Origin of the sequence: Citrobacter sp. S55_ASV_140 (assembly GCF_018919505.1) — a bacterium.
Taxonomy (GTDB): Bacteria; Pseudomonadota; Gammaproteobacteria; order Enterobacterales; family Enterobacteriaceae; genus Citrobacter; species Citrobacter werkmanii.
Map to the genome: position 1 here is coordinate 22,012 of NZ_JAHLQZ010000022.1, position 19,673 is coordinate 41,684.

19 protein-coding genes and 1 pseudogene are annotated in these 19,673 nt (G+C 54.2%); 6 read left to right on the forward strand and 14 right to left on the reverse strand.

The features are described from left to right. Positions 1-72 precede the first annotated feature (72 nt). Entirely contained in the window at positions 73-657 is a 585-nt protein-coding gene (locus tag KQJ18_RS06060; protein ID WP_038639734.1) for a nucleoside triphosphate pyrophosphatase, read from the forward strand. 82 nt (positions 658-739) lie between these two features. Here the strand turns inward: KQJ18_RS06060 and rluC are convergent, their stop codons facing one another. After that, complete coding sequence (gene rluC / locus KQJ18_RS06065) at positions 740-1,693, reverse strand: 23S rRNA pseudouridine(955/2504/2580) synthase RluC (RefSeq protein WP_167371252.1); 954 nt, start codon at positions 1,691-1,693, stop codon at positions 740-742. 574 nt (positions 1,694-2,267) lie between these two features. On the opposite strand from rluC, the gene rne reads away from it, so the two are divergent. After that, positions 2,268-5,495: a ribonuclease E gene (gene rne / locus KQJ18_RS06070; RefSeq protein WP_216421651.1), complete on the forward strand. Its 3,228-nt coding sequence runs from the start codon at positions 2,268-2,270 to the stop codon at positions 5,493-5,495. 40 nt (positions 5,496-5,535) lie between these two features. On the opposite strand, the gene KQJ18_RS06075 is transcribed toward rne, so the two are convergent. Next, entirely contained in the window at positions 5,536-6,561 is a 1,026-nt protein-coding gene (locus tag KQJ18_RS06075; RefSeq protein ID WP_085048527.1) for a LysR family transcriptional regulator, read from the reverse strand. 21 nt (positions 6,562-6,582) lie between these two features. Between KQJ18_RS06075 and KQJ18_RS06080 the strand changes: the two genes are divergently transcribed. Next, on the forward strand, positions 6,583-7,782 hold the full coding sequence (locus KQJ18_RS06080) for an MFS transporter (protein WP_216421652.1): 1,200 nt from the start codon (positions 6,583-6,585) through the stop codon (positions 7,780-7,782). 77 nt (positions 7,783-7,859) lie between these two features. On the opposite strand, the gene flgL is transcribed toward KQJ18_RS06080, so the two are convergent. The 11 genes from flgL to flgB form a co-directional block, all read right to left on the reverse strand. After that, positions 7,860-8,813, reverse strand: a complete 954-nt coding sequence (flgL, locus tag KQJ18_RS06085) for a flagellar hook-associated protein FlgL (protein WP_110498365.1) — start codon at positions 8,811-8,813, stop codon at positions 7,860-7,862. Positions 8,814-8,827: 14 nt separating this feature from the next. Next, positions 8,828-10,492 carry a flagellar hook-associated protein FlgK gene (gene flgK / locus KQJ18_RS06090; RefSeq protein ID WP_069323316.1) on the reverse strand — a complete coding sequence of 555 codons (1,665 nt, stop codon included), beginning with the start codon at positions 10,490-10,492 and terminating at the stop codon, positions 8,828-8,830. A 64-nt stretch (positions 10,493-10,556) separates the two neighbouring features. Beyond that, positions 10,557-11,507, reverse strand: coding sequence for a flagellar assembly peptidoglycan hydrolase FlgJ (flgJ, locus tag KQJ18_RS06095; RefSeq protein WP_085048529.1), 951 nt, complete (start codon positions 11,505-11,507; stop codon positions 10,557-10,559). Continuing rightward, positions 11,507-12,583, reverse strand: coding sequence for a flagellar basal body P-ring protein FlgI (locus KQJ18_RS06100; RefSeq protein WP_087857787.1), 1,077 nt, complete (start codon positions 12,581-12,583; stop codon positions 11,507-11,509). The genes flgJ and KQJ18_RS06100 overlap by 1 nt, the downstream gene beginning before the upstream one ends. Before the next feature lie 33 nt (positions 12,584-12,616). Next, complete coding sequence (gene flgH, locus KQJ18_RS06105; RefSeq protein WP_016152630.1) at positions 12,617-13,315, reverse strand: flagellar basal body L-ring protein FlgH; 699 nt, start codon at positions 13,313-13,315, stop codon at positions 12,617-12,619. 57 nt (positions 13,316-13,372) lie between these two features. Next, a complete protein-coding gene (gene flgG / locus KQJ18_RS06110) occupies positions 13,373-14,155 on the reverse strand; it encodes a flagellar basal-body rod protein FlgG (protein ID WP_006685087.1) in 783 nt (260 codons plus the stop codon). A gap of 13 nt (positions 14,156-14,168) precedes the next feature. Further along, on the reverse strand, positions 14,169-14,924 hold the full coding sequence (locus tag KQJ18_RS06115; protein ID WP_038639704.1) for a flagellar basal body rod protein FlgF: 756 nt from the start codon (positions 14,922-14,924) through the stop codon (positions 14,169-14,171). A gap of 20 nt (positions 14,925-14,944) precedes the next feature. Further along, positions 14,945-16,180, reverse strand: a complete 1,236-nt coding sequence (gene flgE / locus KQJ18_RS06120; protein ID WP_085048530.1) for a flagellar hook protein FlgE — start codon at positions 16,178-16,180, stop codon at positions 14,945-14,947. A 26-nt stretch (positions 16,181-16,206) separates the two neighbouring features. Beyond that, positions 16,207-16,905, reverse strand: a complete 699-nt coding sequence (gene flgD / locus KQJ18_RS06125; protein WP_038639698.1) for a flagellar hook assembly protein FlgD — start codon at positions 16,903-16,905, stop codon at positions 16,207-16,209. An 11-nt stretch (positions 16,906-16,916) separates the two neighbouring features. After that, entirely contained in the window at positions 16,917-17,321 is a 405-nt protein-coding gene (gene flgC / locus KQJ18_RS06130) for a flagellar basal body rod protein FlgC (RefSeq protein ID WP_006685091.1), read from the reverse strand. Positions 17,322-17,324: 3 nt separating this feature from the next. Further along, a complete protein-coding gene (flgB, locus tag KQJ18_RS06135; RefSeq protein WP_038639692.1) occupies positions 17,325-17,741 on the reverse strand; it encodes a flagellar basal body rod protein FlgB in 417 nt (138 codons plus the stop codon). 157 nt (positions 17,742-17,898) lie between these two features. On the opposite strand from flgB, the gene flgA reads away from it, so the two are divergent. The 3 genes from flgA (at position 17,899) to flgN (ending at position 19,371) form a co-directional block, all read left to right on the forward strand. Continuing rightward, the gene (gene flgA, locus KQJ18_RS06140; protein ID WP_038643111.1) at positions 17,899-18,558 is read left to right on the forward strand and encodes a flagellar basal body P-ring formation chaperone FlgA; all 660 of its coding nucleotides are present in this window, start codon (positions 17,899-17,901) and stop codon (positions 18,556-18,558) included. Positions 18,559-18,651: 93 nt separating this feature from the next. Continuing rightward, positions 18,652-18,945 (forward strand): flagellar biosynthesis anti-sigma factor FlgM, encoded by a 294-nt coding sequence (gene flgM / locus KQJ18_RS06145; RefSeq protein WP_003832153.1) that lies wholly within the window; start codon positions 18,652-18,654, stop codon positions 18,943-18,945. A gap of 3 nt (positions 18,946-18,948) precedes the next feature. Further along, positions 18,949-19,371 (forward strand): flagella biosynthesis chaperone FlgN, encoded by a 423-nt coding sequence (gene flgN, locus KQJ18_RS06150; protein ID WP_069323314.1) that lies wholly within the window; start codon positions 18,949-18,951, stop codon positions 19,369-19,371. A gap of 84 nt (positions 19,372-19,455) precedes the next feature. On the opposite strand, the pseudogene KQJ18_RS06155 reads toward flgN, so the two are convergent. Further along, a pseudogene (locus KQJ18_RS06155) lies at positions 19,456-19,673 on the reverse strand (lipid II flippase MurJ); the annotation flags it as partial.

Below are 19,673 nucleotides of genomic sequence, written 5' to 3' on the forward strand. Positions count from 1 at the left end.
CAGCCAGCTTGTAGGACGAAGTCCATAGTTTAAAATGGCTCTCATCAATACGCTATATGCGAGGGGAAAAATATGCCTCAACTTATACTTGCCTCGACCTCTCCCTGGCGTCGCGCTTTACTTGAAAAACTGGCAATTCCGTTTGAATGCGCGGCTCCTGAGGTGGATGAAACGCCGTTACCCGGCGAAGCGCCACGCCATTTAGTCTCGCGACTGGCGCAACAAAAAGCGCAATCTCTCGCCCAACGTTATCCAGCGCATCTGATTATTGGCTCCGATCAAATTTGTGTTCTTGATGGTGAAATAACCGGCAAACCATTAACAGAAGAAAATGCGCGCCAACAATTACTCAAAGCCCGTGGCAATATTGTGACGTTTTACACCGGACTGGCGCTTTATAATTCAGCTACCGGACATTTACAAACTGAGGTCGAGCCGTTCGACGTTCATTTTCGGCATTTAAGCGAAACGGAAATTGATGATTACCTGCGCAAAGAACGCCCGCTACATTGTGCCGGCAGTTTTAAAAGTGAGGGGTTAGGTATTGCTCTCTTTGAGCGTCTCGAGGGTCGCGACCCCAATACGCTGATCGGCCTGCCGCTGATCGCATTGTGTCAAATGCTGCGCCGGGAAGAGATGAACCCGCTGAACGCCTAGTTAATCCACCTGATGGCGACGCGATGCGTCTTATCAGGCCTACGGCGCATAACGCGATTGCAGGCCTGATAAGCAACGCGCATCAGGCTTTACTACGTAACACCTCAAGGCAGCGCTTCAACTGTTTATCCATCGGCGCTTCAACACGCATCACTTCGCCCGTCCCCGGATGGGTGAATTTCAACGCCGCGGCATGAAGGAACAGCCTGTTCAGTCCGGTATCCGCGAGTTGTTTATCGAACTCACGGTCGCCATAGCGATCGTCAAAGGCTATCGGATGCCCGGCATATTGGGTATGCACACGGATCTGGTGCGTGCGCCCTGTGACCGGGCTACAGCGCACAAGCGTGGCAAACGCATAGCGCTCTTCCACCTTAAAGCGTGTTTCCGACGGTTTGCCTTCCTGATTCACCCGCACGATACGCTCGCCGCTTTGCAAAATGTTCTTCAACAGCGGCGCCTGCACGGTTTTGACATGCGACTGCCACTGGCCTCTCACCAGCGCCAGGTAGTCTTTTTGCATCCCTTTTTCACGCAGCTGTTCATGCAACGAACGTAAGGCTGAGCGTTTTTTAGCAACCAGCAGCACACCGGAGGTATCGCGGTCCAGGCGATGCACCAGTTCGAGGAAACGCGCTTCCGGACGTAACGCGCGTAAACCTTCAATAACACCAAAGCTTAATCCGCTTCCGCCATGTACGGCCGTTCCTGAAGGTTTGTTAAGCACCAGAATATGATCATCTTCATATAAAATGACATCAGTCAGCGCCGCAACCTTCTGCAGATTTGGGGAAATAGTCTCTTCTTCACGTTCAGCGACACGCACAGGTGGAATACGCACGATGTCCCCATCTTCGAGTTTGTACTCGGGTTTAATGCGCTTTTTATTCACCCGCACTTCGCCTTTACGCAAAATGCGATAAATCATACTTTTCGGCACACCCTTGAGTTGAGTGCGTAAAAAGTTGTCGATGCGTTGCCCTGCTTCGTCGGCAGTGATAGCAACTGTTTTTACGGCTGGAGTCTCTGTTTTCATGGGGGCCGATTTTAAATAGCCATCAAGATTCGCGCCACACATTTTTCTATGCTTATATTAACTGCTATACCCTATTACTTAAGTTTGACATAACCGATTTGGTGGTTATTAAACCAATCACTACGCGGAAGTGAAAAAACTGTGAGTAACCGGGTGATAAATGGCAAAAGTCATCTTGCTATAACAAGGTTAGCAGTGGAATAATGAGGTTGTCTCCGTGTTGAATCTTGTTAAAACAAGACCTTTTCCGGAATGACCCAATTTTGCCCGACCGATCATCAACGCAGCAATGGCGTAAGACGTATTGATCTTTCAGGCAGTTAGCGGGCTGCGGGTTGCAGTCCTTACCGGTAATAAGGAAGCTTTTCTGGAGAGTAACACCCAGACTGTTCCCCTGATAATTGCGCTGTGTTTCCGTATGAAATACAGGCAACCGACACTCTGCGCCTCTTTGAGCTGACGATAACCGTGAGGTTGGCGACGCGAATAGACACGAGGCCATCGGTTCACACCCGGAAAGGCATTACTCTGCCCGCAGCTTAGTCGTCAATGTAAGAATAATGAGTAAGTTACGATGAAAAGAATGTTAATTAACGCGACTCAGCAGGAAGAGTTGCGTGTCGCCCTTGTAGATGGGCAACGTCTGTACGATCTGGATATCGAAAGTCCTGGACACGAACAGAAAAAAGCCAACATCTATAAAGGGAAAATTACCCGTATTGAACCGAGTCTGGAAGCTGCTTTTGTTGATTACGGCGCTGAACGTCACGGTTTCCTTCCGTTAAAAGAAATTGCCCGCGAATACTTCCCCGCTAACTACAACTCCCATGGTCGTCCCAACATTAAAGATGTGTTGCGTGAAGGTCAGGAAGTCATTGTTCAGATCGATAAAGAAGAACGCGGCAATAAAGGCGCTGCGCTGACCACCTTTATCAGCCTGGCGGGTAGTTATCTGGTTCTGATGCCGAACAACCCGCGCGCGGGCGGCATCTCCCGTCGTATTGAAGGCGACGACCGCACCGAATTAAAAGAAGCGCTGGCAAGCCTGGAACTGCCTGATGGTATGGGGCTTATTGTGCGTACCGCAGGTGTCGGCAAATCCGCCGAAGCGCTGCAATGGGACCTGAGCTTCCGCCTGAAACACTGGGAAGCCATTCAAAAAGCCGCCGACAGCCGCCCTGCTCCGTTCCTGATTCACCAGGAAAGCAACGTCATCGTCCGCGCATTCCGTGACTATTTACGTCAGGATATTGGCGAAATCCTCATTGATAACCCGAAAGTCATGGAGATGGCGCGTCAGCACATCGCCGCGCTGGGTCGTCCGGATTTCAGCAGCAAAATCAAACTGTACACCGGTGAAATTCCGCTGTTCAGCCACTATCAAATTGAATCTCAGATTGAGTCTGCATTCCAGCGCGAAGTGCGTCTGCCGTCCGGCGGCTCCATCGTCATCGACAGCACTGAAGCCCTTACCGCTATCGATATCAACTCCGCACGCGCGACCCGCGGCGGCGACATCGAAGAAACCGCATTCAACACCAACCTGGAAGCAGCCGATGAAATTGCGCGTCAGCTGCGTCTGCGCGACCTCGGCGGCCTGATTGTCATCGACTTTATCGATATGACGCCGGTTCGCCACCAGCGTGCGGTTGAAAACCGCCTGCGTGAAGCCGTGCGTCAGGACCGAGCGCGTATTCAGATCAGCCATATTTCTCGCTTCGGCCTGCTGGAGATGTCCCGCCAGCGTCTGAGCCCGTCTCTGGGTGAGTCCAGCCATCACGTCTGCCCGCGCTGCTCCGGCACCGGTACCGTGCGTGACAACGAATCTCTGTCGCTGTCTATTCTGCGTCTGATTGAAGAAGAAGCGCTGAAAGAGAATACCCAGGAAGTTCACGCTATCGTTCCTGTGCCGATTGCCTCTTATCTGCTCAACGAAAAGCGTACTGCGGTCAACGCCATCGAGACGCGTCAGAATGGCGTGCGCTGTGTAATCGTGCCAAACGATCAGATGGAAACCCCGCACTATTCCGTGCTGCGCGTCCGCAAAGGCGAAGAAACGCCAACCCTGAGCTACTTGCTGCCGAAGCTGCACGAAGAAGCAATGGAACTGCCGTCAGAACAAGAGTATGTCGAGCGTAAACAGCCAGAGCAACCGGCACTCGCGACCTTTGCTATGCCAGACGTGCCGCCAGCACCAACCGTGCAAGAACCCGCTGTTAAAGCCGTAGCGCCTAAAGCTGCTGCTGCCACCGCAGCAACAGCCTCTCAGCCTGGTTTGATTAGCCGTTTCTTCAGCGCACTGAAGTCTATCTTCGGCGGTAACGAAGAAGCGAAGCCGGTTGAACAACCTGCACCGAAAGCTGAAGAGAAGACGGAACGTCAGCAGGACCGCCGTAAACCACGTCAAAATAATCGTCGCGATCGTAACGATCGTCGTGATAACCGCGATAACCGTGGCGATCGTGACAACCGTAACGAACGTGCGGAAAACGGCGAAAATCGCGATGACAATCGTCGTAACCGTCGTCAGGCCCAGCAGCAAAATGCGGAAGCGCGCGATAATCGCCAGCAATCCAGTGATGTCGCTGACAAAGCGAAATCAGGTGATGAGCAGCAGACCCCGCGTCGCGAGCGCAACCGCCGCCGCAACGATGACAAGCGTCAGGCGCAGCAGGAAGTTAAAGAGCTGAACCTGGCTGAACAACAAGCGCAGGATACCGAGCAGGAAGAGCGCGTACGTCAGCCTCAGACCCGTCGTAAACAGCGTCAGTTGAACCAGAAAGTGCGTTATACAGACAGCACGGCGGTTGAAGCCGAAGTGGCAACTACCGCTGCGGCAGCTGAGGTCGTTGTCGCTCAAGCCGTTGAGCAGTCCGTACCGACTCCGCGTACCGAACTGGCGAAAGTTGATCTGCCAGCCGTTGTCGCACCTGAGCAGGAAGACAACAGCGAAGCGCGTGACTCCAACGGTATGCCACGTCGTTCCCGCCGTTCCCCTCGCCATCTGCGCGTAAGTGGACAGCGTCGTCGTCGTTATCGTGACGAGCGTTATCCGGCTCAGTCGCCAATGCCGCTGACCGTCGCCTGTGCTTCTCCTGAATTGGCGTCCGGTAAAGTATGGATCAGCTACCCTGTCGTTCGTCCGCAGGATCAGCAGGTTGAAGAACAACGCGAGCAGGAAATTCACCAGGAGCAAACTGCCTCTGTCGCAGTAGAGCCTCAGGTTGCTGCGGCTGCCGTTGAGCACATTGCGGACACTCCTGCGCCGGTTGAAGCCGTGCAGCCAGAGGAAGTTGTAGCGGAACCTCAGATTGCCGTTGTTGAAACCACGCATCCGGAAGTCATTGCGACCCCGGTTGAAGAACAACCGCAAATTATCGCTGAATCTGACGCACCTGTAGCTGAAGAGATCGCCGCTGAAGCTCAACCGGTCGCTGAAACCCCGGCTGAAGAGCCTGCGGAAATCATCGTCTCCAAGCCGGAGGTGGTTGAAGAAGTCGCGCAAGCAGCACCTGTTGTGGAAGAAGTCGCTGCGCCGCAGGAAGTTGTTGCTGCGCCGGTTGTAGAAGCTGAAGTCGTTAAGTCTGACGTTGTCGCAACAAGCGTTGACGCCGAGCACCTTCACAGCCATGCGACTGCGCCGATGACCCGCGCTCCCGCGCCGGATTATGTGCCAGAAGCGCCGCGTCATAGCGACTGGCAGCGCCCGCCATTCGCCTTTGAAGGCAAAGGCGCCGCCGGTGGACACAGCGCCACGCATCAGGCCACTGCGCCGGCAACACGCCCGCAGCCGGTTGAATAAGTCATAATCAACCTCAAAGCCGACCTTAGGGTCGGCTTTTTTATATCGGCTCTACGCGTTTCATCCCGGTTAATTGCGGCATCACATCCTTCATTAACGCTAAAAATTTGCGCAACCGTGTCGGATAGTAACGCGCCCAGGGATAAACCAGATGCACCGGCAACGAGGCTGCCCGCCACTCGGGTAGCAGCATAACTAAACGTCCGTTGGCGATATCTTCTTCAACCATCCAGCTGGAAACAATCGTCACCCCCAGCCCGGCCAGCGCGGCATTTCTTGCCACATAAATACTGTCAGTACTTAATCTGGGTGAAATAGTCAGCGTGACAGGTTCATTACGCGCCTGGTGTAGCAACGAAACGCTATGCTGAAAAAACGTGTTCACTGCAATCCACGGCAGCGCGGATAACTGCTCAGGGTGCGAAATTTCGCCATATTGCTCCAGCAATACAGGACTCACCACCATGCTACGGGGAACTTCAGCCAGTAAAACCGAAACCGTGGCCGGATCGACTTCCGCGCCAACCCGAATCGCGCAATCAATATTATCGCTCAAGAAATCAACGGTTTTGTCGTTAAGCATCCACTCCACCGATAACTGTGGATAGCGCGAAAGAAACTGCAACAGCGGCTCAAGAAGCTGTTGCTGTCCAAACGCATGCGGCGCCCGTACGCGCAACGTCCCCACCGGTTCATCTTCCGTGACATTAAGTCCATCTTCCAGCGCCAGCCAGGCATCGATGATATTTTTGGCGTGCTGGTAACCGCGCTCTCCATCGTCGGTTAATTTCATCGCATGCGTGGTACGCATGATCAGTTTCACACCCAGCAGAGTTTCCAGGGATTGCAACCGTCGGCTTACCGTCGCTTGCGTTGTCCCCATCTGTTTTGCCGCTGCCGAAAGCGATCCTGCTTCAACGATGCGCACAAACGTGCGCATCAATTCCACCCTATCTATACGTTCAGTTTTTATCATTACCAGTTTCTTCATACGCCTGACGTATAACTGTTTTACCACTGCGCTCGCTACCGCACCACCCGCAGAAGGATAAAAATAGCCGCACATCCTGTGATTGAGGAATCATTTGTGAACACACACACCGCACTTTCCCGTTGGGTCATTTTCGTTCTGGCATTAGGAGCCGGATTCAGCGTTGCCGCTATCTACTATGCCCAGCCCCTTCTGCCTTTAATGGGTCAGGATCTGAACTTAAGTATTACCGGCATGGGGCTGGTTCCGACGCTGACCCAGGCGGGATACGCGCTGGGTATTCTGTTTTTATTGCCATTGGGCGATCGTTATGACCGCCGGACATTAATCCTGCTGAAAAGTATCTCTCTTGCCGTACTGCTTCTGGCATGCAGCTTTACCGGGCAGTTACATTCACTGCTAATAGTGAGCCTGTTGATGGGCATGGCGGCAACAATGGCGCAGGATATCGTTCCCGCGGCGGCTATTCTGGCGCCGGAAGGCAAACAGGGAAAAACGGTGGGCACGGTGATGACTGGTCTGCTGTTGGGGATTTTACTCTCGCGTACCGTCAGCGGACTGGTGGGTGAAGCGTTTGGCTGGCGTGAGATGTACCAACTTGCCGCCGCCAGTATTGCCATGATTACCGTAATTATGTGGAAGGCGCTGCCTCGTTTTACGGCCCATTCCACACTGAGCTACCCGTCATTGATGTTCTCTATGGCGCAGCTCTGGCAACGGTATCCCACATTGCGCCGCGCGGCGCTGGCACAGGGCTTTCTGTCCATAGCCTTCAGCGCTTTCTGGTCCACGCTGGCGGTGATGTTATCTGAACATTATCACATGGGTAGCGCGATGGCGGGCGCGTTTGGTATCGCGGGAGCCGCCGGTGCGCTTGCCGCGCCGTTGGCGGGTCATCTGGCCGATAAAGTGGGCGCAGCAAAAGTGACGCAGTTAGGTGCTTTGCTGGTAACCGTCTCTTTCGCACTGATGTTCTTGTTACCCGCCCTGCCAGTACAGGGGCAGTGGCTGCTGATTGCTGTTTCGGCGGTCGGTTTTGATCTCGGATTGCAATCCAGCCTGGTTGCCCACCAGAACCTGGTTTATGGCCTGGAGCCTCAGGCCCGGGGCCGTCTGAATGCGCTGCTGTTTACTATGGTGTTCATTGGTATGGCGCTGGGTTCCGTTCTCGGGAGTCAGGTCTATGCGCTGGCAAACTGGGAAGGTGTGGTGACGCTGGCAACCATCAGCGGTGCGCTTGCGCTGGTAATAAGGCTGACGGGAAATCTGTCGCTTAGCAAAACAACAGTAGCCTAAAAAAATGCCCGCTCCTGGGTGTTAAGGGAGCGGGCAGACAAACATACCCAGTTTCAAGATATGTTCAAAAAGAGATATTACCGATTAAGCTGGAACAACGACATTCCCTGCATATCGGTAAATGCTTTATAAGAAGCCTGAAGTGCGGCCTGCTGCATGACGTAGGACGAAATCGCCGCATTCCAGTCGACATCCACCAGGTTGCTCATCTGTTGGGTTTGGCCTAACGCACGATCGGCTCCCAGTGAATCCAGTGAGCTCAGTTCACTCAGTTGGGTACCCAATTCTGCGCGAACGGAAAGCACGTTATTCAGTGAGTTTTTCAAGCCACGATTGGTTTTATCGATAGCTGCTGCGGCCTTATCCTTTGCCACATCATCACCCGCAATAGGAATTTTTAGCTCTTCAATCGCGCTGTCCAGCATTTTGAACAGGTTCTTTTCCTGGGTGCTACCCGGTGGTTCCGGTACGGCGTTGCTGGTCAGGCTGGCGAAGATTTTGTCGCCCGTGTGACCAATGACCATGGTACGGGAAGCATCAACCTGCTGGGTCACATTTGTTGTTCCACCGCTATAGGAACCATCAGCCTGGGCAAACGGGGCCGATTCGGTTTTATATCCGCCAAAAATGTAGCGCCCATTACCGTCGGTGCTGTTCGCCAGGTTCATCAGTTGATCGCGGATACCCTGCAAATCAGTGGCCAACGATGCACGGTCATCATCACTTAATGTACCGTTACCGGCATAAACAATTTTCTCCTGCGCAGCCTGAATAGCCGTTGTTACCTGGCTCAGTACGTTCTCTTCCAGCGAGACTTTCTGCGTCGCGAAGGTGCGCGCCAGCGTGTACTGGCTGTTCTGCGCCTGAGCCTGAGAAAGCACTACGGCTTGCGACGCGGCAATCGGATCGTCAGACGGGCTGATCACACGTTTGCCGGTCGACATCTGCTCGCCGAACTTCATCCATTCAGCCTGAGAGTTAGTGATGCCACGCATGTTCTGCTGGTACATCATCTGGGTGCTGATACGCATTGTGTCCCTCTCCCTTAGCGAATATTAATCAATGCATCAAACAGCGCATTCGCAGTTTGCAATACCTGTGCGTTAGCCAGGTAATACTGCTGATAACGCTGCAAATTACCGTATTCTTCGTCGAGGTTTACCCCGGAAATCGACTGCTGCTGGTTATAAAGCTGCTTGACCACATTGTTTTGCGTGGTACTGCTGGTTTTCAGCGTCGCCGTTTTGTTGCCCACGTCACTCACCAGGGTGGCGTAAGCGTCATTAAAGGTTTTATTACCAACAGTTGCCTTGGTTTGCAGATCCAGCAGTTTCTGACCGTTACGGTTATCGCTTGCACCTGTATCTGCAGCAGGATCAGTGCTTTTCTCTGACGCCATGGCGATTTTCGACTCGTCAGTCACCATGACTTTCATATCAACGATAGCGTTGCTCACGGGTTTCAGAATAAAGCTGTCGTTATCGTTAGCGCCGGTTGGATTAGCCTTAACCGTTACCTTCAGACCATCAATATCCAGTTTACCGTTCGCATCAGGTTTAGCTTCAAACGTGGTGTTATCGGCCAGACGCGTCACCTGCCATTTGCCGCCGCTAAACACAACTTTATAGTCGGTAGCCTGCACTTTCGAACTGTCATCAACTTCAGCACTTAATTCTGCTTTACCGGTATTTTTAGCGTTACTCAGTACGGACGGGCTGCCGATAGCAAAGAAATCTTTACCCGCATCGCCGTTAGCATCAAAACCTTCTTTATGCTGGGTGTTAAACGCATCGGCAAACGCCAGCGCCAGTTGGCCCAGCGTGTTACGCGTTTGATCCAGTTCCTGCGAACGGAAGGTGAGCAGTCCACCCAATGAACCGGTATTCAGCAGTTTCTCAGGGATCTCAACCGCTCCGGCAACGCCATCCACATACGCAACGGTTGTACGCGAAGGATCGTCACTGGAAGGCACTGCCGCCAGTTGGCGCGCATTGCTGCCCTGCACCAATGAATAACCGTTCGCCATGGTTACGTTGTAAGTGCCGCCGTCCTGAACGCTGACTTCCACGCCGACAAGCTGGTTCAGTTCACTGACCAGTTGATCGCGCTGATCGAGCAGATCGTTAGGGGAGGCCCCCGCCCCAACACCGGTCAGACGAGAAATCTGGTCGTTAAGGCTGGCGATTTGTTTCGAGTAGTTGTTGATCTGATCGACGCTGGCTTTGATAGCGGTATTAACCTGCTTATCCTGATCGCGCAGATACTGATCGGTCGTTTTAAACTGATTCACCAAACCGTCAGCTTTACCGATCAGCGCCTGGCGTGCCGCCGGATCTTCGGCGTTACTGACCAGCGTTTGCAGGCTGGTAAAAAAGTCCTGCATTGAGGTCGAAATCGAACTGGTTTTGCTGGACAACAGGTTGTCGATTTTCGACATTTGCTCATAACGGGTCGTCAGACCGCTGCTCTGGTTTTGCGCTGCCCGCAGCTGATTGGTGATAAACGAGTCATACTCGCGCTGCACACCAGAAACATAGACGCCATTGCCTACCCAGCCCCCCGCACCCAGCGTGCTGTTCGCTTGCGCCATAATTGTCGTTTGTCGGGTATATCCGGCGACGTTATAGCTGGAGATGTTATTACTGGCAGTGTTCAACGCGGCCTGCGCTGCGCTGAGTCCACTCATCGCGTTATTAATCAAGCTGGACATGGAGGTTCCTTGTAATCCTTCAATACTCGTTATTATCGGCAGCAGGTCGGTAGACTTGAGCTATTTAAAAGAGATTATCGATGTTCGTGCTGTAGGTTTTGCTCACCTTTTCACTCATCGATTTCAACTGCTGGATCATGCTGGTTAATTTCCGCGCATAGTTAGGGTCGGTAGCGTAACCGGCATTTTGCAGAGCCTGCGCGCCCTGCTCAGCGGTTGCAGCTGCGGTCACCGCCGCATAGCGCGGGTTACGGGAAATCAGCCCGACATAATCCGACAGCGCCTCAAGGTAAGAGCTATAGACGCGGAATCTGGCTTTCACCTTTTTCGCCTCGCCGTTTTCATATTCGGTGGTGGTGATTTCGGTCGTTGGTCCCTTCCAGCCTCCCGAAGCCTTCACGCCAAAAATGTTGAAACTCGGTTCGCCGTTTTCCCGGCGAATTTGCCGCTGGCCCCATCCGGACTCCAGCGCCGCCTGCGCCAGAATGAGATGATGCGGAACGCCGCTTTGCTGACTCGCCAGTTTTGCCGGCAGCGACAGCTGGGCGAGGAAGTCTTTACTGTCGCCCGACAGCGGCTCATCATTACTTTCCGTCGTCCTCGGGATGGCTTTGCGCACCAGTTGCGTCAGCGCCTGGTTTTGATAGCTGGTCACCGTTTCCAGCGGAAACTTCATCGGCACCTGTGGCGCATCATCAGCAGGTTGCGCTTGTCCTTGCGTCATCTGCTTAACCATCATTTCAGCCAGTCCCAGACCTTTGCCTGCGGTCATCTGCTGCGCAATTTGTTGGTCATACATGCTGGTATACAAACGCGTTGAATCGCTGCTAAACACGCCATCTTTCGGCAACGCTTCACGCATGCTTTTCAGCATCATCTGCACGAACATCCCTTCAACCTGACGGGCCACGGGGCGAATATTCGCCGCCGGATCCTGACCCGCTTTCGCTTTCAGTTCGTTCAGTGCTTGCGCATCCCAGGCGGCGCTGGTCAGCAGTTTGCTGTCGCCAATCATCAGATGATTTCCAGTTTGGCGCGTAAGCAACCCGCGCTCTGCATCGATTGCAGAATGGACATCAGATCCATCGGCGTCGCCCCCAGCGCATTCAGCGCGCGCACGACGTTGTTCAGATTGGCGCTGGAACGTACGCTTTGCAGCGAGCCGCCGCTCTGGCGCAGATCGATCTGCGTTTGTGGCGTCACTACGGTCTGTCCGCCGCCAAACGGCGTATCCGGCTGGCTGACGTTTGCCTGGCGGTTTACCGTAATCGACAAGTTACCCTGCGCCACGGCACAGCTATCCAGCGTGACTTCACGGTTCATGACTACAGATCCCGTACGCGAGTTGATAATGACCTTCGCGTCCTGCGGCGTGACGTTCACCTCCATATTCTGGATGTCGGCAAGGAAGCGTACCTGTGAACTGTTGCCGCTTGGCACACGCACTTGTATGGTCCGGGCATCCAGCGCCGTCGCGCTGCCAAAGCCACGCGAGCGGTTAATGGTGTCGGTAATCTGCTGCGCCATAGTGAAATCTTCATTATTGAGCTGCAGATTAATAGTGTTGCCGCCGCCGAACTGGCTGGGCAACTCACGTTCGATGGTCGCGCCGTTGGTGATGCGTCCGCCATTGAGCTGGTTAACTTGCACGCTACTGCCACCCGCAGCCGCGCCCGCACCGCCAACCAGAATATTCCCCTGCGCCAAGGCATATACCTGGCTATCGACCCCTTTCAGCGGGGTCATCAGCAGCGTTCCGCCGCGCAGGCTTTTGGCGTTCCCCATGGAAGAGACCACCACGTCAATGGTTTGCCCCTGGCGACCAAAAGCCGGGAACTGCGCGGTAACCATCACCGCCGCCACGTTTTTCAGCTGCATATTGGTGCCGGTTGGTACGGTGATCCCCAACTGCGACAGCATGTTATTGAGCGTTTGCGTCGTAAACGGCGTCTGTGTGGTCTGGTCACCGGTACCATCCAGCCCGACCACCAGCCCGTAACCTATCAACGAGTTTTCCCGCACGCCCTGCACGCTGGTCAGGTCACGAATACGGTCGGCATGCGCAAAGGCGGTTGCCAGTACCAGTACCATTCCAACAAGAGATTTAAACACCGGGTACCTCGCTTACATCGGCGACAAGTTAAGGAAGAAACGCTGCAACCAGCCCATATTTTGCGCTTCATTGATGTAGCCGTTGCCGACGTACTCAATACGCGCATCCGCAACCTGAGTTGACGGTACGGAGTTGCTGCCACTGATGGTGCGCGGGTTAACGACCCCGGAGAAGCGAATGAACTCAGTGCCCTGATTAATGGCGATCTGTTTTTCACCCACGACATGTAAATTGCCATTCACCAGGACCTGATCGACCGTTACGGTCAACGTACCGCTGAAGGTATTGCTGGCGTTCGCGCCGCCTTTACCGTTAAAAGTGTTCCCACCGGAGGCTTCTACGTCGGCACGTTCGTTACCAAACAGCCCTTGCAGGTAGCGCGGTACGGTATCAAAACCAAAGTTGGTCTTGCCGTCGCGGCTGGCGTTTGCCGAGGAGCTTTTGCTCGCGCTGACGTTTTCCTGCAATACGATGGTCAGCGTATCGCCAATATTGCGCGGACGGCGGTCTTCGAAGAGCGGCTGATAACCGTAGTTAATCGGCTGTGCCGACTGGAAGATTGAGCCATTCGCCACCGGCGTCGGGCCTGGAACCGGTTGAGCAGACGTCGCGCCCTGCACGAGCGGCGTGGCTGGGATCCAGGCGCACCCTGTCAGTGAAACCACCAGCAGAGCTAAAATTGGGTATGGGTGAAGCGCGTATTTTCGCATTGCGGTCATCTTCAAAATCAGTGTGCCGGTGAGGTTCTCACCCCACCGGACTCCACTTTAGAGTTGCGTCAGTTTTTGCAGCATCTGATCGGTGGTCGATACCGCTTTACTGTTGATTTCGTAAGCGCGCTGAACCTGGATCATGTTTACCAGTTCTTCCGCCACATTGACGTTAGAGGTTTCAACATAACCCTGGTACAGCAGACCCGCGCCGTTCAGCCCCGGCGTGCTCTCATTCGGCGCGCCAGATGACTGCGTTTCGGTGTACAGATTCTCACCAATACTTTCCAGGCCGGTGTCGTTCATAAAGGTGGTCAGGTTAAGCTGCCCGACCTGAACAGGCGCAGCCTGACCCTGCTGGGTCACACTGACAATACCGTCACGTCCAATGGTGATGCTGAGCGCGTTAGCCGGGATGGTAATGGCAGGCTGAACCTGAAAACCACCCGCCGTCACTAACTGACCGTTCTGATCCACCTGGAAAGAACCGTCACGGGTATAAGCTGACGTACCATCAGGCAGCATGACCTGGAAAAAGCCCTGACCTTTAATTGCCACGTCTTTACTGTTGTTAGTCTGCGACAGGTTACCCTGGCTGTGTAAACGCTCGGTCGCAACCGGACGCACACCGGTACCAATCTGCAAACCGGACGGCAGTGTGGTTTGTTCAGAAGACTGGGCGCCAGGCTGGCGAATCGTCTGATACAACAGATCTTCAAACACCGCACGTTGACGCTTAAATCCGTTGGTGCTGACGTTTGCCAGGTTGTTGGCAATCACATCCATGTTGGTTTGCTGCGCATCCAGGCCGGTTTTGGCGATCCATAATGAACTGATCATAAAATGTCCTGTGTTAACTCATCGACAGCAGTTGGTTAGCGCGGCCCGCGTTATCATCCACGCTACTGATAATCTTCATCTGCATTTCAAAACGGCGGGCGTTGGCAATCATGTCGCTCATCGCGGCAACCGGCTTGACGTTACTACCTTCCAGCACGCCCGACATAACGCGGATGCTCGGATCGGCCTGTAACGTCGCGCCACGGGTAGCCTGTGCGGCCTGAGTCAGACGAAACATACCGTCATCACCACGTTGCACTTCATTCCCCGTCGCCTTCACCAGCTTCAGACGCCCAACGGGCGCAACCGTATTGGCAGGATCGCCTGGGTTAAGCGCCGAGATCGTCCCGTCAGCCGCAATGGTGACTTCGGAACCTTCCGGTACGGCTATCGGCCCGGCTTCACCGATTACCGGATGCCCCTGAATAGTGAGTTCACCCGTAGGGCTTACCTGAATGGCGCCATTACGGGTATATCCTTCGCTACCGTCTGCGGTCTGGACAGCCAACCAGCCGTCCTGTTGCAACGCCACGTCCAGCGGGCGTGAGGTATAGTCCATCTGGCCCGGCGTCATGTCGGCCCCCGGCGTGGAGGCCACCACCAGCGTACGCGTCGGTAAAGACAAACCTTCAACGGGAACCGCACGCAGCGCATTGAGCTGCGCACGAAAGCCCGGCGTGGAGGCGTTTGCCAGGTTGCTGGCCGTCACCGCCTGTTGATTCAGCGTCTGACTGGCCGCGCCCATAGCGGTATAAATTGCGTGATCCATTAAGCCATCCCGTCAGGCGCTTAGCGCAGGTTGACCAGCGTGTTGAGGATCTGATCCTGGGTTTTGATGGTCTGCGCGTTCGACTGATAGTTACGCTGAGCGACGATCATATTCACCAGTTCTTTACTCAAATCCACGTTTGAGGCTTCCAGCGCGCCGTTGGTCAGTTTGCCGAAGTTACCTTCGCCTGCGGTACCCAGCAGCGCCACGCCGGAAGCCTGTGTAGCCGCCCAGACGTTGTCGCCCTGAGACGCCAGACCTTCATTGTTGGCAAAGTTTGCCAGCACGATCTGGCCCAGTACCTGTTGCTGTTCGTTGGAGTAATTACCGACCACGGTACCGTCATTGTTAATCTGGTAGCTCACCAGATCGCCCGGCTTGTAGCCGTTCTGATTCGTGGCGACGATGTTGTTGGCACCGGTGTTCTGCTGCATGGAGTTCAGGAAGCTCAGGGAGAATTTTGCGGTATCTGCACCGTTAATTTGCCCTGTTTCGATGTTGATGTCCGTTCCTGCTGGCGTACCGGTTGCCGTAGCGCTAATCCCTAAAAACGCACCATTTTCGTTAAACTGCATAAACCCGGCTGATTTTGCGGGGTCGCCGGTTGAGGCATCCTGAGTGTGAATTTCCCAGGTGTTGCTCTGCGCGTTTTTGACATAAAAAATATTCATGTCATGGGCGTTACCCTGACTATCGAAAACGGTAACAGTGCCTTTTTTGTTGTAGGAATCCGCATCGTTTGGATTAAACGGCGTTTTGCTTGGCACCTTGTCAGTGGAGTTCAGGTTGATCTGCATTGACGCGGTAGTCGTGGTTTTCGCCGCCATCAGCGTATTCGGAATAGTGATCGGTGCCGGGTTAGCACCTTGCTGTATTGTCGGCGGTGTACCGGTAGCAGGATAACCTGTCAGTTGCAGCCCCTGCATGTTAACGATATTGCGGTTTTCATCGAGCTTGAACTGACCGTTACGGCTGTAGAATACAGAGCCGTTGCTGTCTACCATACGGAAAAATCCGTTCTGGCTGATAGCCACATCCAGTCCGCGTCCGGTATTGGTGGTAGTACCATCGGTAAAGTCCTGAGTAATACCCGCAACTTTAACCCCCAGGCCCACTTTAGAACCGGCGAACATATCGGCAAAAGAAGCCGTACCAGATTTAAAACCGTAGGTAGCGGAGTTGGCGATGTTATTACCAATGACATCGAGGTTGGTCGCTGCAGCGTTCAGACCGCTGACCGCTTGAGAAAAGGCCATGACTTACTCCTGATAAGTGTGAGGGCTTAGATTATTTGCCGTACTTCGTCGAGGGTGGTGGTTCCATAGGTGCCCAGGTCCAGCGTATTACCGCCGTTACTGCGAATAACACCCTGCACCAGCGCAAACTGAAGCGGCTGTGCCACCAGTTGCGTTCCGCCATTGCTGGCAGCAATTGAGACGTTATAAGAACCGCTTGGCGCATCCGTGCCATCGGTCATGGTGCCGTCCCAGGTAAAGGTATGAACTCCTGCTTTCAAGCCGCCGATATCAATAGTGCGTATCACTTTGCCGTCTTTATCGGTAATCGTTGCAGTGACCTTATCTGCTGGCTGCTGCAGCTCAACGCCAAACGGCGTGGTGGTGGTTTTCGCGCCCTCTTCCGTACCTTTACCGGTCAGGATGGTGGTGCCTGGGATCATGACGCCGTGACCAATCAACGTACTGGCCTGCAGCGACTGACTGTTGTCGATCTGCCCGGAAATAGACCCCAGCGTGGTGTTCAGTTTCTCAATCCCACTCACGGTGCTGATTTGCGCCAGTTGGGTGGTCAGTTCGTTGTTTTGCAGCGGGTTGGTTGGGTCCTGGTTTTTCAACTGTGCGACCAGCAGCGTCAGAAAACTGCTTTGCAGGTCAGCGGCATTACTGCCCGTCAGGGAGCTATTCCCGGTAGCGGCTTTAACGCCTGCATTGCTCGGGTCATTCATGGTTACAGCAACAGACATGTGCGTCTCCTTTACTGGCCTAACGTAAGCGTTTTGAGCATCAAGCTTTTCACGGTGTTGAGCACTTCGACGTTTGCCTGGTAGCTACGCGAAGCGGACATGGTGTTGACCATCTCGCCGACGACGTCCACATTCGGCATTTTTACGTAGCCGTTCGCATCGGCCAGCGGATTACCCGGCTCATACACCAGCTTATCCGGCGCCTGGCTTTCAATAACGTCAGCCACTTTTACGCCGCCTGTAGCCGCCCCTGGCGCGGCATCAACCTGAAAAACAACCTGCTTGGCGCGATACGGCTGACCGTCGGGTCCGGTGACGCTATCCGCATTCGCCATGTTGCTGGCCGCCACGTTCAGACGCTTAGACTGCGCCGTCAGCGCAGAGCCTGCGATATCAAAAATATTTAACAGCGCCACGAATTAGTTCCCTCCTTGCAGCACGTTCATCATGCCTTTGATTTGTCCGCCCAACGCGGTCAGCCCCATTTGATATTTGAGGCTGTTGTCTGCAAATTGCGTACGTTCCCGGTCCATATCCACCGTATTACCATCCAGAGACGGCTGGTCAGGAATGCGATAGAGCAATTCCGTAGCGGGAGCAGAAGCGGTTTGGGCCGGAATATGTTGTGCAGAGGTCAGCGTCAACGAGACGCCGCCGGTTTGTTCCCGTCCACGCACCATGACTTTTTTCAATTCACTGGCGAAATCCAGATCGCGCGCCTGATACCCCGGCGTGTCGGCATTGGCAATGTTGGCGGCCAATATTTCCTGGCGCTGGGCGCGCAAATTCAGCGCTTCCTGTTGAAAACGTAAGGCGGCGTCGAGCTTATCGAGCATATCTCCTCCGCAAATGACAAAATTCAGCCGACAGCTTAAATCCCATTACGCGCGCGTTATCGCCGGAATAAACGCAAAATGCGTCGCTATTTGTTGCGTTGATGACTGCGTCACACAGGTAAAATCCTGCCACTACCTGAAAAAGCGCGAGGTTTTGATGCAAACGTTTAAACGTGGAATAGTTGTGGCAGCACTGCTGTTCAGCCCTATGACGCTGGCGCAAGACCTGAATTCACAGCTGACGGCATGGTTTTCCCAACGTCTGGCCGGGTTTAGCGATGAGGTGGTCGTCACTATCCGTACGTCGCCTAACCTACTGCCCAGTTGCGAGCAACCCGCATTAAGCGTGTCAGGCAACGCGAAACTGTGGGGGAATGTGAACGTGCTGGCCCGCTGCGCCAACGAGAAACGTTATTTGCAGGTGAATGTGCAGGCCACGGGAAACTACGTGGTTGCCGCCGCGCCCGTCGCCCGGGGCAGCGCGCTAACCCCGACCAGCGTGACGTTAAAGCGAGGCCGGCTGGACCAACTGCCGCCGCGCGCCGTGTTAGATTTGAATCAGGTGCAGGACGCGGTGAGTCTGCGCGATCTGGTTCCCGGTCAGCCGATACAGCTTTCAATGTTGCGCCAGGCCTGGCGGATCAAAGCTGGCCAACGCGTACTGGTTATCGCCAATGGCGATGGCTTTCGGGTGAATGCCGAAGGTAAAGCGCTGAACAATGCCGCCGTCGCACAGAATGCGCGAGTGCGGATGATTTCCGGCCAGGTGGTGAGCGGCATCGTCGATTCTGATGGGAATATTCTTATTAACCTATAATAGGTTAAAGATTTTTTAGCGTGTGCCGATAGATAAACAACCAATGATTACAGCGGGCCGCTATAGCGTACCCCCTCGATGAGGATAAACAAAATGAGCATTGATCGTACCTCACCATTGAAGCCAGTCAGTACCGTTCAGCCACGTGAAACCAGCGATGCGCCGGTACAAAAAGCGCGGAAGGAAAAAACCACCGCGACCACCAGCACCAGCGTTATGCTGAGCGACGCCCAGGCCAAACTGATGCAGCCCGGCACCAATGACATCAATATGGAACGCGTCGAAGCATTAAAAACCGCGATCCGTAACGGTGAGTTGAAAATGGATACCGGAAAAATTGCCGACTCGCTCATTCGCGAGGCACAGAGCTACTTACAGAGTAAATAAAGTATGACTCGTTTGTCAGAAATACTTGATCAGATGACAACCGTCCTCAATGACCTGAAAACGGTAATGGATGCTGAGCAGCAGCAGCTTTCCGCCGGATACATCAACGGCAGCCAGCTACAGCGTATTACAGAAGAAAAAAGCTCTTTGCTGGCAACCCTTGATTATCTGGAGCAGCAGCGCCGTCTGGAGCATGACGCCACGCGCAGCGCCAACGATGAGATTGCTGAACGCTGGCAGACGATCACTCAAAAAACGCAGCATTTGCGCGACCTCAACCAGCACAACGGATGGCTGCTGGAAGGGCAAATTGAGCGTAATCAACAAGCGATTCAAGTGCTGAAACCGCACCAGGAGCCGGCGCTGTATGGCGCAAACGGTCAAACCTCTGCTGCGCACCGCGGCGGGAAAAAATTCTCTATTTAATGCCAGCCTGATCGCTCGCAGCTTTCAGGCCAGCGCGTTCTGCAGGCCGGATCCGGCGTAACGCCGCCATCCGGCAATCATCGGTTACGCCGTCCGGCGCACAAACTCTTTCACTTTAAAGCCCAGCACAGCAAGCGCGGCGAAGTAAGCTGCAATCCCAGCCACCACGACGGCCATCAGACGCAGTAAACGCCACAACATCGTTCCCTGCGACCAGTCCGGCATGATATAGAGCATCCCGAACAGGACCGCTGACATCACCACGACGGAAATCACCAGACGCGCCAGAAACCAGGCCCAGC

Excerpts from the sequence above, each read along its gene's own strand:
- KQJ18_RS06060 (WP_038639734.1), top strand. The coding sequence starts at position 73 with ATGCCTCAACTTATACTTGCCTCGACCTCTCCCTGGCGTCGCGCTTTA.
- rluC (WP_167371252.1), bottom strand. The coding sequence starts at position 1,693 with ATGAAAACAGAGACTCCAGCCGTAAAAACAGTTGCTATCACTGCCGAC.
- rne (WP_216421651.1), top strand. The coding sequence starts at position 2,268 with ATGAAAAGAATGTTAATTAACGCGACTCAGCAGGAAGAGTTGCGTGTC.
- KQJ18_RS06075 (WP_085048527.1), bottom strand. The coding sequence starts at position 6,561 with ATGTGCGGCTATTTTTATCCTTCTGCGGGTGGTGCGGTAGCGAGCGCA.
- flgL (WP_110498365.1), bottom strand. The coding sequence starts at position 8,813 with ATGCGTATCAGCACCCAGATGATGTACCAGCAGAACATGCGTGGCATC.
- flgK (WP_069323316.1), bottom strand. The coding sequence starts at position 10,492 with ATGTCCAGCTTGATTAATAACGCGATGAGTGGACTCAGCGCAGCGCAG.
- flgJ (WP_085048529.1), bottom strand. The coding sequence starts at position 11,507 with ATGATTGGCGACAGCAAACTGCTGACCAGCGCCGCCTGGGATGCGCAA.
- KQJ18_RS06100 (WP_087857787.1), bottom strand. The coding sequence starts at position 12,583 with ATGGTACTGGTACTGGCAACCGCCTTTGCGCATGCCGACCGTATTCGT.
- flgH (WP_016152630.1), bottom strand. The coding sequence starts at position 13,315 with ATGCGAAAATACGCGCTTCACCCATACCCAATTTTAGCTCTGCTGGTG.
- flgG (WP_006685087.1), bottom strand. The coding sequence starts at position 14,155 with ATGATCAGTTCATTATGGATCGCCAAAACCGGCCTGGATGCGCAGCAA.
- KQJ18_RS06115 (WP_038639704.1), bottom strand. The coding sequence starts at position 14,924 with ATGGATCACGCAATTTATACCGCTATGGGCGCGGCCAGTCAGACGCTG.
- flgE (WP_085048530.1), bottom strand. The coding sequence starts at position 16,180 with ATGGCCTTTTCTCAAGCGGTCAGCGGTCTGAACGCTGCAGCGACCAAC.
- flgD (WP_038639698.1), bottom strand. The coding sequence starts at position 16,905 with ATGTCTGTTGCTGTAACCATGAATGACCCGAGCAATGCAGGCGTTAAA.
- flgB (WP_038639692.1), bottom strand. The coding sequence starts at position 17,741 with ATGCTCGATAAGCTCGACGCCGCCTTACGTTTTCAACAGGAAGCGCTG.
- flgA (WP_038643111.1), top strand. The coding sequence starts at position 17,899 with ATGCAAACGTTTAAACGTGGAATAGTTGTGGCAGCACTGCTGTTCAGC.
- flgM (WP_003832153.1), top strand. The coding sequence starts at position 18,652 with ATGAGCATTGATCGTACCTCACCATTGAAGCCAGTCAGTACCGTTCAG.
- flgN (WP_069323314.1), top strand. The coding sequence starts at position 18,949 with ATGACTCGTTTGTCAGAAATACTTGATCAGATGACAACCGTCCTCAAT.